Raw genomic sequence first — 12,244 nt, 5'->3', positions numbered from 1 at the left:
CCATGCCCTGGACCCACGATTGGCTGCCCGGTGTGCGAGAGCGCGACGTGTTCGTGCTCGGGCTGGGCGCCACCGGCTTGGCGGTGGCGCGCTGGCTGCACGCCGCCGGCGCCCGGGTGAGCGTGGCGGACACCCGCCCGGCACCGCCCCAGGCCGCGGCCCTGGCCGAGGCGGCACCGGGGAGCCGGCTGTGGACAGGGGTGGCGTTCGACGCCGACCTGTTCACCCGCGCGCCGTGGGCGATGGTGGTGCGCAGCCCCGGCATCGCCCCCGCGCAGATGGCGGCCCTGGCCGCGGCCGCCACCGCCGCGGGCGTGCCGGTGCTGGGCGAGCTGGGTCTGTTTGCCGGTGCGCTGCGGGCGCTGGCCGAGACGCAAGCCTACCGGCCGGCCGTGCTGGCCGTGACCGGCACCAACGGCAAGACAACCACCGCTGCCCTGACCGGGCACCTGCTGCGTGCCGCGGGCTGGGATGTCGCGGTGGCCGGCAACATCGGCCCGTCCCTGCTCGACACGCTGGCCGAGCGGCTGGCCGCGCAGGCGCTGCCGCGTGCCTGGGTGCTGGAGCTGTCGAGCTTTCAGCTCGATGGCGTGGAGGGCTTCGAGCCGACCGCGGCGACCGTGCTCAACGTGACGCAGGACCACCTCGACTGGCACGGCACCATGGCGGCGTATGCGGCCGCCAAGGCGCGGATCTTTGGCACCCAGGGGCTGATGGTGCTCAACCGCGACGACCCCATCGTGGCCGCGTGGCAGCCGCCCGAGCCTCCCGTCGGGGGGGCGCGCGGACGCCCCGCGCTGGGGCGGGCGTGGACCAGCTTCGGCACGGGCGTGCCCACCCGCCCCGGGGAATGGGGGCTGGAGACGGTCAACGGTATGACTTGGCTGGTGCGGGCCCTGCCGGACGACGAGGCCGGATCGCGCCGTCCGCGCGCTGCCGATGCCGAGCTGCACGTCCAGCGCCTGATGCCGGCTGAGGCGTTGCGCATCCAGGGACGCCACAACGCCACCAATGCGCTGGCTGCCCTGGCGCTGGCGACAGCGGCGGGCGCGCCGCTCGCGCCGCTGCTGCATGCGCTGCGCGACTACCGCGGCGAGCCGCACCGGGTGGAGTCGGTGGCCATCGTCGGCGACGTGGAATACATCGACGACAGCAAAGGCACCAATGTGGGCGCGACGCTGGCCGCCATCGAGGGCCTGGGGGCGCAGCGCCGCCTGCTGGTGATTCTGGGTGGCGATGGCAAGGGGCAGGACTTCCGCCCGCTGGCGGCGGCTGTTGCCCGCCACGCCCGCGCGGTGGCGTTGATCGGCCGCGACGCCGCGGCGATCGAGGCGGCGCTGGCCGACACCGGGGTGTTGCGTGCGCGCTTCGACGATCTGCCGGCGGCGGTGCGCTGGTGCGCTGCGCAGGCGCAGGCAGGGGATGCGGTGTTGCTGTCGCCCGCCTGCGCCAGCCTGGACATGTTTCGCGACTATGCGCACCGCGCCCAGGTGTTCGTCGAGACCGTGCGCGCGCTGCAGCACGAGGAGGGCACGCCCGCATGAACGCACGCGAGCGCTGGCACCGTTGGCTGGCCGCCGTGGCCGCGCTGTTGCCCCAGGGCCGCTCGGGCCCGCGGGCGGCTGCCGCCGCGGGTGGCGAGATCCCGGTGCGGCTGATGCGCCGGGACTGGACCCGATCGCCCGCGCCGGCGGCCAGCGCCAGTGGCATCGACCAGCCACTGCTGTGGGTGGTGGTGGCGCTGCTGTCTTGGGGGCTGGTGATGGTGTACTCGGCCTCGGTCGCGTTGCCGGACAACCCCCGTTTTGCCAGTTACAGCCCGTACCACTTCGTGCTGCGGCATGCGCTGGCGATCGGCATCGGCGCGGTGGCCGGTGTAATCGCATTCCAGGTCCCAACGAGCCGTTGGCAGACGCTGGCCAACCCGCTATTTGTGGTGGCGATCGCGCTGCTCGTCATCGTGCTCGTGCCCTTCATTGGCAAGGGGGTCAACGGGGCGCGGCGCTGGATTCCGCTCGGGGTGATGAACTTCCAGCCGTCCGAGCTGGCCAAGCTTGCCGTGCTGCTCTATGCCGCCGGCTACATGGTGCGGCGCATGGAGGTGAAGGAGAAGTTCTTCCGCGCCGTCTGGCCCATCGCCATGGCGGTCGGGCTGGTCGGCGTGCTGCTGCTGGCCGAGCCGGACATGGGTGCCTTCATGGTGATCGCCGTCATCGCCATGGGCATCCTGTTCCTGGGGGGGGTCAACGCGCGCATGTTCTTCCTGATCGCACTGGTGGTGGCGGCGGCGTTTACGATGGTGGTGCTGACCAACGAGTGGCGGCGCGAGCGCATCTTTGCCTACCTGGACCCGTGGAGCGAGCAGCACGCGCTGGGCAAGGGCTATCAGCTCACGCACGCGCTGATCGCCCTGGGCCGCGGCGAGTGGTTCGGTGTCGGGCTGGGCGCCAGCGTGGAAAAGCTGCACTGGTTGCCGGAGGCGCACACCGACTTTTTGCTTGCCGTCATCGGCGAGGAGTTCGGCTTCGTGGGCGTGCTGTCGCTCATCGCACTGTTCATGTGGCTGACCCGCCGCATGATGCAGATCGGCCGTCAGGCCATCGCGTTGGACCAGGTGTTCGCCGGGCTGGCGGTGCAGGGCGTGGGGCTGTGGATCGGCTTTCAGGCCTTCATCAACATCGGCGTCAACTTGGGCGCGCTGCCGACCAAGGGTCTGACGCTGCCGTTCATGAGCTACGGTGGATCGGCCATCCTGATGAACCTGGTGGCGGTCGCGTTCGTGCTGCGCGTGGACTGGGAGAACAAGGCCTTGATGCACGGAGGTCGCGCATGACGCAGCCCTGCGCGCTCGTGATGGCCGGTGGTACCGGCGGGCACATCTTTCCCGGGCTGGCGGTGGCCGAGGCCCTGCGCGCCGAGGGCTGGCGCGTGCACTGGCTGGGCGCGCCCGGTGGCATGGAGGCCCGATTGGTGCCGCCGCGCGGCTTTGCGTTCGAGGCGGTGGCCTTTGGCGGCGTGCGCGGCAAAGGGCCGCTGACGCTGGCGCTGCTGCCGCTGCGCCTGTTGCGCGCGTTCTGGCAGGCGTGGCGTGTGGTGCGCCGCGTGCGGCCGGACGTGGTGGTGGGCCTGGGCGGGTACATCACCTTCCCCGGCGGGCTAATGGGGGTGTTGGCGGGCCGGCCGCTCGTGTTGCACGAGCAGAATTCGGTGGCGGGGCTGGCCAACCGCGTGCTCGCCCAGGTGGCGGACCGGGTGTTTTGCGCCTTTCCGAAGGTGCTGCCCCAGGGCGAGTGGATCGGCAACCCCTTGCGCGCTGCGTTTGTGCAGCAACCCGCGCCGGCGCAGCGCTTTGCCGGTCGCCATGGGCCGCTGCGCCTGCTGGTGGTGGGCGGCAGCCTGGGTGCGCAGGCCCTCAACGAGACGGTGCCGCAGGCGCTGGCCCGCCTGCCGGCCGCGCAACGGCCGCAGGTGCGGCACCAAAGCGGCGAGCGCCACCTGGAGGCGCTGCGCGCGGCCTATGCCCAGGCTGGGGTCGAGGCGGAGTGCGTGGCCTTTATCGACGACACGGCCGCGGCCTTTGCCGAGGCGGATGTGATCATCGCCCGCGCCGGTGCCAGCACCGTCACCGAGATCGCCGCGGTCGGGGCGGCGGCGCTGTTCGTGCCGTTCCCGCACGCGGTGGACGATCACCAGACCACCAATGCGCGTTTTCTGGTCGACCAGGGCGCGGCGTGGCTGCGCCCACAGGCCGAGCTGACCCCCGAGTGGCTGGCCGACTGGCTGCGCAGCCTGACCCGTGCCGACCTGTGCCAGCGGGCCGAGCGCGCCCATGCCCAGCGCAAGACCGAGGCGGTCGATGCCATGGTGCGCGCCTGCACCGCGCTGGCCCGACCGAGCCCCCGCACCCCATCATGAAACACGCGATTCGTCACATCCACTTCGTCGGCATCGGCGGCGCCGGCATGAGCGGCATCGCCGAGGTGCTGCTCACCCTGGGCTACACCGTCTCCGGCTCCGATCTGGCCGACAGCACCGCCACCGAGCGCCTGCGCCAGCTCGGCGCGCGGGTGCTGCTCGGCCACGACGCGGCGCACATTGCCGGTGCCGACTGCGTCGTCGTCTCGACGGCGGTCAAGCCCGACAACCCCGAGGTGTTGGCCGCCCAGGCGCGTCTGCTGCCGGTGGTGCCGCGCGCCGTCATGCTGGCCGAGCTGATGCGCATGAAGAAGGGTATTGCCATCGCCGGTACCCACGGCAAGACCACCACCACCAGCCTGGTCGCCAGCGTTCTGGCCGCCGCCGGGCTGGATCCGACCTTCGTCATCGGCGGGCGGCTCAACAGCGCCGGGGCGCACGCGCGGCTGGGGCAGGGCGAATACATCGTCGTCGAGGCGGACGAGTCCGATGCCTCGTTCCTGAATCTGCTGCCCGTGATGGCGGTCGTGACCAACATCGACGCCGACCACATGGACACCTATGGCCACGACTTCGGCCGGCTGCAGCAGGCCTTCGTGGACTTTTTGCATCGCATGCCGTTCTACGGCGCAGCCGTGGTCTGCATCGACGACCCGCACGTGCGCGCGCTGCTGCCGGCCATCCAGCGTCCGATCACACCGTATGGCCTGAGCGAGGACGCCCAGGTGCGCGCCCTGGACGTGCGCGCGATCGGCGCGCAAATGCATTTTCGCGTGCAGCGGCGCAACGGCGTGGCGCTGCCGGATCTGGAGGTCGTGCTCAACCTGCCGGGGGAGCACAATGTGCGCAACGCGCTGGCGGCGATGGCCGTGGCGGTCGAGCTGGGCATCCCTGACACGGCCGTGCTGCAGGCGCTGGCGGAGTTCAAAGGGGTCGGCCGGCGCTTCCAGCCCTATGGCGAGGTGCCGCTGCCCACGGGCGGTACGGCCACCGTCATCGACGACTACGGCCACCACCCGGCGGAAATGGCTGCCACCATGGCCGCGGCGCGCGGGGCCTTCCCCGGGCGCCGGCTGGTGTTGGCCTTTCAGCCCCACCGCTACAGCCGCACGCGCGATTGCTTCGAGGACTTCGTGCGCGTGCTCGGCCAGGCAGATGCGGTGTTGTTGACCGACGTCTATGCCGCGGGCGAAGCGCCCATCGTCGCGGCCGACGGCCGCAGCCTGGCGCGGGCGCTGCGCGTCGCGGGGCGGGTGGAACCCCTGTTCGTGGCCGACGTGGCCGATCTGCCGCGCGCCATCCTGGACAGTGCACGCGACGGCGACGTCGTGCTGTGCATGGGCGCGGGTTCGATTGGCACGGTGGCCGCCCGTGTGGTGGCGCTGGCGGTCGCGCCCGCGGTCCCGTCCACCGAGGAGGTGGGGGCATGACCGCGGTGCCGATTCTGCGCCCCGTGGCTGTGGACCCGCGCGTGCTGGGCAAGGTGGCGGTGCTCATGGGCGGCCATTCGGCCGAGCGCGAGGTCTCGCTGATGTCCGGTAGCGGTGTGCTGGCCGCGCTGCGCCGCGCGGGTGTCGGTGCCCACCCCTTCGACCCCGCCGAGCGGCCGCTGTGGGCGCTGGCGAGCGAAGGGTTTGCGCGCGCCTTCATCGCGCTGCATGGCCGCTTCGGCGAGGACGGGACCGTGCAGGGCGCGCTGGAGCTGATGGGCATCCCCTACACCGGTTCGGGGGTGCTGGCGTCCAGCGTGGCCATGGACAAGGTGATGACCAAGCGCATCTGGCGCGCGGAAGGCCTGCCCACCCCTGACTGGCGCCAAGTCGCCAGCGTGGAGGAAACACAGGCCGCCTTCGACGCCCTGGGCGCGCCGATGATCGTGAAACCCGCGCGAGAGGGGTCCACGATCGGGCTGACCAAGGTGACCGCGCGCGAGCAGTGCGCCGAGGCCTACCGGCTCGCGGCCCACCACGACCCCGAGGTGTTGTGCGAGCAGTTCATCGCCGGGGACGAGGTGACCTGCCCGGTGCTGGGCAGCGGGGCCGCGGCGCAGGCGCTGCCGGTCATCCACATCGTCGCGCCGGGCGGCAATTACGACTACCAGAACAAATACTTCAGCGACGACACGCGCTACATCGTGCCCTGCGACCTGCCCGCGGGTGAGGAGGCGGCCATCCAGGCCCTGGTACTGGCGGCGTACCGGACGCTGGGCTGTCGCGGCTGGGCACGCGCCGATGTGATGATCGACGCCGCGACGCGCCGGCCGTATCTGCTGGAGATCAACACCTCGCCGGGCATGACCGGGCATTCGCTGGTGCCGATGTCGGCCCGGGCGGCGGGGCTGGACTACGACGCGCTGTGCCTGCGCCTGCTGGCGGACGCCGCGTTGGACAACCCGCTGCCCGCCCCCGCCGGCCGAGGAGGGGAGCGCTGACATGGCCACCCGCGCCGCCCCTCTGCCCCTGCCGGCCGACGTGCGTGTGATGAACGCCGTCGCCGCGGCGCTGTTTGCGCTCGCGGGCCTGGCCGTGGTCGTGGCGGGGTTGGTGTGGGCGGCGCGGCATCCGCTGTGGACGTTGCAGGGCATCGTGCTGCGTGGCGAGGTCGAGCACCAGAACGCGGTGACCGTGCGGGCGCTGGTCGTGCCGCACCTGCGCGGCACCTTCCTGACCTTGGATTTGGCGGCGGCGCGCGAGCGCTTCGAGACCCTGCCCTGGGTGCGCGAGGCCGTGGTGGAGCGGCAGTTTCCCAACCGCTTGCGCGTGACCCTGCGCGAGCACGAGCCGCTGGCGTGGTGGGGCGAACCGGGGGGCGGGCGTCTGGTCAGCGTGCGCGGCGAGGTGTTCGAGGCCGACCCCGACGACCCCGCGGCCGACCACTGGAGCACGCTGCATGGCCCGGCCGGCGAAGCCGAGGCGGTGGTGTCAATGTACCGCCGGCTGCAGCCCCTGGTCGCGCGTCTAGGCCGCGACATCGGTCGGCTGGAGCTCTCCAGCCGGGGCAGTTGGCGGCTGACGCTCGACAGCGGGGCCCCGATCGAGTTGGGCCGCGGCGACGCCGAGGCGCTGGCGCGTCTGCAGCGCTTCGTCACCACACAGGCAGCGCTGCGCGCCCGCTACGGGCCGCGCGACATCGTCAGCGCCGATTTGCGCTACCCCAACGGTTACGCGTTGCAACTGCGCGGCGTGACCACCCAACCCGACGCGCCGGCAGGCAAGCGCACGGCGGCCCCGACCGCCGCCCCGCGCGCGTCGTCTCCGTCTCGCAACCCCTCCCGCTGAACGCATCATGGCCAAGGAATACAAGGACATCGTGGTCGGACTCGACATCGGCACCGCCAAGATCATGGCGGTCGTCGCCGAGGTCATGCCCGGCGGCGACCTCAAGCTCGCCGGGCTGGGCGTGGCGCCCAGCAGCGGCCTCAAGCGCGGCGTGGTCGTCAACATCGACGCGACGGTGGCCAGCATCCAACAGGCGCTCAAAGAGGCGGAGCTGATGGCCGACTGCCGCATCGCCCGCGTCTATACCGGCATCACCGGCAGCCACATCCGCGGCATCAACTCGCAGGGCATGGTGGCGATCAAGGACCGCGAGGTCAGCCCCGCGGACGTGGCGCGGGTGATCGAGACGGCCAAGGCGATCAACATCTCCACCGACCAGCGTCTGCTGCTGGTGGAGCCGCAGGAGTTCATCATCGACGGCCAGGAGGTCAAGGAGCCGATTGGCATGAGCGGTGTGCGCCTGGAGGCCAAGGTGCACATCGTCACCGGCGCGCAGAGCGCCGCGGAGAACATCCTGAAGTGCGTGCGCCGCTGCGGGCTGGAGGTGGACCAGCTCATGCTCAACCCGCTGGCCGCGGCGCAGGCGGTGCTGACCGAGGACGAGAAAGAACTGGGCGTGGCGCTGGTGGATATCGGTGCCGGCACCACCGACGTGGCCATCTTTGCCGGCGGCGCGATCCGCCACACGGCGGCCATCCCGATCGCCGGCGACCTGATCACAAACGACATCGCCATGGCGTTGCGCACGCCCACCAAGGACGCCGAGGACATCAAGGTGGACAGCGGCTGCGCCAAGCAACTGCTGGCCGACCCGGACCAGCAGGTCGAGGTGCCGGGCATCGGCGACCGCGGCCCGCGCCTTTTGAGCCGTCAGGCGCTCGCGGGCGTCATCGAGCCGCGGGTGGAAGAGATCTTCGCGCTGGTGCAGCAGGTCATCCGCGAATCCGGCTGCGAGGAGCTGCTGTCCAGCGGCATCGTGCTGACCGGCGGCAGCGCCGTCATGCCCGGCATGGTCGAGCTGGGCGAGGACATTTTTCTCAAGCCCGTGCGGCGCGGCGTGCCCAAGTACGCCGGCGCCTTGGGCGACATGGTCGCGCAGCCGCGCGCGGCCACGGTGATGGGTTTGCTCGAGGAGGCGCGCCTGGCGCGCCTGCGCGGGCAGAAAGTGGCGCAAAAGGCAGGCTCGGTCGGGGGCCTGCTGACCCGCGTCAAAGAGTGGTTCGTCGGCAATTTCTGAGATTCCCGAGGTTAGGCAAGGAGCGTTCCATGAGCATCGAAATGATCGAGGTCGAAGAGTTCAACCGGGGCACGCAGATCAAGGTGATCGGCGTCGGCGGCGGCGGCAGCAACGCCGTCGAGCACATGATCCAGAGCCGCGTGCAGGGCGTGGAATTCATCTGCGCCAACACCGACGCGCAGGCGCTGGCGCGCTCGTCGGCGCATCGGCTGATCCAGCTCGGCCGTACGGGGTTGGGCGCGGGCAGCAAGCCCGACAAGGGCCGCGAGGCGGCGCTGATGGCCGAAGCCGACATCCGCGAGTCCATCGAGGGCGCGCACATGCTGTTCATCACCGCCGGCATGGGCGGCGGTACCGGCACTGGCGCGGCCCCGGTCATCGCCAAGATGGCCAGGGAGATGGGCATCCTGACCGTGGGCGTGGTGACCAAGCCCTTCGATTGGGAAGGCGGACGCCGCATGGCGAATGCCGAGGAGGGCCTGTCCGAGCTGGAGCAGAGCGTCGATTCGCTGATCGTCGTGCTGAACGACAAGCTGCACGAGGAGTTGGGCGAGGACGTCACGCAGGACGAGGCCTTTGCCGCCGCCAACGACGTGCTGAAAAACGCCGTGGGCGGCATCGCCGAGATCATCAACGTCGAGGCACTGGTCAACGTGGACTTCGAGGACGTGCGCACCGTGATGGGCGAGCCAGGCAAGGCCATGATGGGCACCGCCGTGGCCAGCGGCCCCGACCGTGCGCGCATCGCCGCCGAGCAGGCCGTGGCCTGCCCGCTGCTCGAGGGCGTGGACATGCGCGGCGCCAAGGGTGTGCTGGTATTGATCAGCGCGGCCAAGGGCTCGCTGAAGCTGTCCGAGTCCAAGCTGGCCATGAACACCATCCGGGCCTTCGCTGCCCCCGATGCGCACGTCATCTACGGCACCGCCTACGACGAGTCGCTGGGCGATGCGCTGCGCGTGACCGTGGTGGCCACGGGACTGAACCGCAACGGCCAACGCCAGCCGCTGACGGTGGTGCAGTCTCAGCCGCAGCAGGGCCTGCGCACCGGCACCGACAACATGCCCTTCATTCCGACGCTCAACCAGCCGGTGGGGGGCGCCGGTGCCGCGGCCAGCCCCACGGCCGGCGCCGGCGGGGCCGGCCTGCACCCCAATGTTCCGCGCGTGTGGCTCAACGGCCGCAACAACCCGGGCAGCGCCGCCTCGCGCGTGGAGGCGCTGGCCTCCAGCGGCATGGACGACTTCGAGATCCCGGCGTTCCTGCGCAAGCAGGCCGACTGACCCCGCGTCTACAATTCCACCCCATGATTGCGCAACGCACCCTCAAGACCCTGACGCGCGCCGTGGGCGTGGGCCTGCACAGCGGCGAACGGGTCGAGCTCACGCTGCGCCCGGCGGCGCCCGATACGGGCATCGTCTTTCGCCGTGTCGATCTGGCCGATCCGGTCGACATCCCCGTCAGTGCTGCAGCCGTGTCCGATACGCGGCTGGCCTCCACCCTGTCGCGCAACGGCGTGCGGGTGCACACCGTCGAGCATCTGATGAGCGCGTGTGCGGGGCTGGGCATCGACAACCTGATCATCGACATCACCGCCGAGGAAGTCCCCATCCTTGACGGCTCGGCGGCATCCTTCGTCTATTTGCTGCAAAGCGCCGGGATCGAGACCCAGCGCGCGCCGCGGCGTTTTCTGCAGGTCGCGCGCCCGGTCGAGGTGCGCGAGGGCGAGGGCCGCGCCCTCAAATGGGCCCGCCTGGAGCCCTACCACGGCTTCAAGCTGCGCTTCGAGATCGAGTTCGACCACCCAGCGGTCAGCGCCACCGGCCAGTGTGTGGAGTTCGATCTGGGCAGTGGTCAGTACGCACGCGAGATTGCGCGCGCCCGCACCTTCGGCTTCACGCGCGACGTGGAGCACATGCGCTCCCAGGGGCTGGCGCTGGGTGGCGGGCTGGACAACGCCATCGTACTCGACGACGTTAAGGTGCTCAACGCCGACGGCCTGCGCTACGACGACGAGTTCGCCAAACACAAGATTCTGGACGCCATGGGCGACCTATATTTGGTGGGGCGGCCGCTGCTGGCCGCCTACAGCGCCTACCGGTCGGGGCATGCGCTCAACAACCAGTTGTTGCGCGCGCTGCTCGCGCAGCCAGACGCCTACGAGATCGTCACCTTCGAAGACGACGCGCGGGCCCCGCAGGGCTTTGCGCGGCTGGCCCTGGCCCGGTGACCGTGCGACGGGCAGCGCGCCGTGTTCCTGTTTCGCTTCCTGATGTTTGCGCTGCTCGGCGCCAGTGCGCTGTGTTTGGCGTTCTACCTGGGCACCGGGCGCAAGCACTTTCTGCGCTGGGGCATCGTGATTCTGAAATGGACCGTGATTGCCGCGCTGGCCTTCTTCGGGGTGCTGATCCTCAGCCGCATCGGCTAGCGCCGCCGCCCCTTCCTTGCCCCTCCTCAATAGCTGCGGCCGTCCTTGTACGCCGCATGCGTGCGTGCCCGCAACGCAGTCACCTTGCCGATGGCCTGCGTGGTGCGCGCCACCTGCGCATGGGTGATGCACAGGCCCAGCGCATCGGCGGCGTCTTTGCCAGGCAGGCCCGGCAGGTCGAGCAGGCGGCGCACCATCTCCTGGACCTGGCTTTTTTGGGCCTTGCCGTAGCCGACCACGGCCTTTTTGAGCTGTAAGGCGGTGTACTCCGCCACGGGCAGGTCGTTGGCCACCAGGGCCGTCAGGCAGCACCCGCGCGCCTGTCCCAGGATCAGGGTGGCCTGCGGGTTGACGTTGACGAACACGATCTCCAGTGCCGCCACGGTCGGCTGATAGCGTTGCACCACCTCGCCGATGCCGTCGAACAGCACCTTCAGGCGCTGGGGCAGCAGCGCGCCGTCGTCGGGGCTGGTGCGGATGGTGCCGCTGGCCACATAGCGCATGTGCGGGCCGTCCACGTCCACCACGCCAAAGCCGGTGGCCGTCAGGCCGGGGTCGATGCCGAGGATGCGCATGCCATCGATCTTACCGGCGCGGCCGGGGCGGGTATGGTCGGATCACGGGACCTGCACCGCCCCCATGCGCGCCAGGATGGTCTGCGTGCGGCTGTTCAGGTAACCCGATTGCAGGCGCCGTTCGTAGAGCTTGGGCGCGGGCAGCAGGACGGCTAGGCGGGCGGCCTCGGCCGGTGTCAGGCGGGCCGCGGGTTTGCCAAAGTACCGCTGCGCTGCAGCCTCGGCGCCAAAAACGCCCTCGCCCCACTCGACCGCATTCAGGTACAGCTCCAAGATGCGGCGCTTGTCCAGCAACGCCTCCAGCATCCAGGCCAGCAGCAGCTCCTGCCCCTTGCGCCAGAGGGTGCGCTCACCCGAGAGCAGCAGGTTTTTCGCCAGTTGCTGGGTGATGGTGGACCCCCCGGCCAGCCGCGCGGGGCGCACATGCCCGTTGCCGCTGCGCGACACCATTTGGGCCAGCCGCCGTTCGTTGCGCGCCCGCGCCGCCTCGATGGCTGCCCAGTCGACGCCGAAATGGCCGACGAAACCGGCATCTTCCGACGCCACCACGGCACGCCGCAGGTGGGGCGAGATGGCCTCGTACGGCACCCAGCGCTGGCGCCAATCCTCCAGGCCGTGGCCCTGGCTGGCCAAGCGCCACGCTTCGGATCGCTGAAAGGCCGTGCTTTGCGGGTCCACCACCGCCATCAGCGCAATGCGTACCGCGAACACCCCTTGCAGCAGCACGGCGGTGACCAGCATCCACCCAGCGGCCCGCAGCGCGCCGCGCAGCCAGCGCACGGGTGCCGCGGTGCCGGCGTGCGGGGCGGGGGAC

At 70.8% G+C, this 12,244-nt stretch carries 12 protein-coding genes; 10 read left to right on the top strand and 2 right to left on the bottom strand.

The window, feature by feature from the left end:
* Positions 1 to 2: 2 nt before the first annotated feature.
* The 10 genes from V7026_RS04395 to V7026_RS04350 are packed head-to-tail and all read left to right on the top strand — an operon-like array spanning position 3 to position 10,855.
* Positions 3 to 1,544 (top strand): Mur ligase family protein, encoded by a 1,542-nt coding sequence (locus V7026_RS04395; protein WP_334154070.1) that lies wholly within the window; start codon positions 3 to 5, stop codon positions 1,542 to 1,544.
* The gene (gene ftsW, locus V7026_RS04390) at positions 1,541 to 2,833 is read left to right on the top strand and encodes a putative lipid II flippase FtsW (RefSeq protein ID WP_334154069.1); all 1,293 of its coding nucleotides are present in this window, start codon (positions 1,541 to 1,543) and stop codon (positions 2,831 to 2,833) included. The genes V7026_RS04395 and ftsW overlap by 4 nt, the downstream gene beginning before the upstream one ends.
* Complete coding sequence (gene murG, locus V7026_RS04385) at positions 2,830 to 3,915, top strand: undecaprenyldiphospho-muramoylpentapeptide beta-N-acetylglucosaminyltransferase (RefSeq protein ID WP_334154068.1); 1,086 nt, start codon at positions 2,830 to 2,832, stop codon at positions 3,913 to 3,915. Before ftsW ends, murG begins: the two co-directional genes overlap by 4 nt.
* On the top strand, positions 3,912 to 5,345 hold the full coding sequence (gene murC / locus V7026_RS04380) for a UDP-N-acetylmuramate--L-alanine ligase (protein ID WP_334154067.1): 1,434 nt from the start codon (positions 3,912 to 3,914) through the stop codon (positions 5,343 to 5,345). The genes murG and murC overlap by 4 nt, the downstream gene beginning before the upstream one ends.
* A complete protein-coding gene (locus V7026_RS04375) occupies positions 5,342 to 6,346 on the top strand; it encodes a D-alanine--D-alanine ligase (RefSeq protein WP_334154066.1) in 1,005 nt (334 codons plus the stop codon). The genes murC and V7026_RS04375 overlap by 4 nt, the downstream gene beginning before the upstream one ends.
* A gap of 1 nt (position 6,347) precedes the next feature.
* On the top strand, positions 6,348 to 7,193 hold the full coding sequence (locus tag V7026_RS04370; RefSeq protein ID WP_334154065.1) for a cell division protein FtsQ/DivIB: 846 nt from the start codon (positions 6,348 to 6,350) through the stop codon (positions 7,191 to 7,193).
* A gap of 7 nt (positions 7,194 to 7,200) precedes the next feature.
* Positions 7,201 to 8,430, top strand: coding sequence for a cell division protein FtsA (ftsA, locus tag V7026_RS04365; protein WP_068610935.1), 1,230 nt, complete (start codon positions 7,201 to 7,203; stop codon positions 8,428 to 8,430).
* A 29-nt stretch (positions 8,431 to 8,459) separates the two neighbouring features.
* Positions 8,460 to 9,710, top strand: coding sequence for a cell division protein FtsZ (gene ftsZ / locus V7026_RS04360; protein ID WP_334154064.1), 1,251 nt, complete (start codon positions 8,460 to 8,462; stop codon positions 9,708 to 9,710).
* 23 nt (positions 9,711 to 9,733) lie between these two features.
* Positions 9,734 to 10,657, top strand: a complete 924-nt coding sequence (gene lpxC / locus V7026_RS04355) for a UDP-3-O-acyl-N-acetylglucosamine deacetylase (protein WP_334154063.1) — start codon at positions 9,734 to 9,736, stop codon at positions 10,655 to 10,657.
* Between the two features lie 21 nt (positions 10,658 to 10,678).
* Complete coding sequence (locus V7026_RS04350; protein ID WP_334154062.1) at positions 10,679 to 10,855, top strand: hypothetical protein; 177 nt, start codon at positions 10,679 to 10,681, stop codon at positions 10,853 to 10,855.
* Positions 10,856 to 10,881: 26 nt separating this feature from the next.
* Here V7026_RS04350 and ruvC read toward each other — a convergent pair whose 3' ends face one another.
* A complete protein-coding gene (gene ruvC, locus V7026_RS04345; protein WP_334154061.1) occupies positions 10,882 to 11,430 on the bottom strand; it encodes a crossover junction endodeoxyribonuclease RuvC in 549 nt (182 codons plus the stop codon).
* A 42-nt stretch (positions 11,431 to 11,472) separates the two neighbouring features.
* Positions 11,473 to 12,201: a monofunctional biosynthetic peptidoglycan transglycosylase gene (gene mtgA / locus V7026_RS04340; RefSeq protein ID WP_334154090.1), complete on the bottom strand. Its 729-nt coding sequence runs from the start codon at positions 12,199 to 12,201 to the stop codon at positions 11,473 to 11,475.
* Positions 12,202 to 12,244 lie beyond the last annotated feature (43 nt).

Source organism: Tepidimonas sp., from assembly GCF_036825565.1.
Taxonomy (GTDB): Bacteria; Pseudomonadota; Gammaproteobacteria; order Burkholderiales; family Burkholderiaceae_C; genus Tepidimonas.
This window is presented reverse-complemented; position numbering and strand designations above follow the sequence as displayed.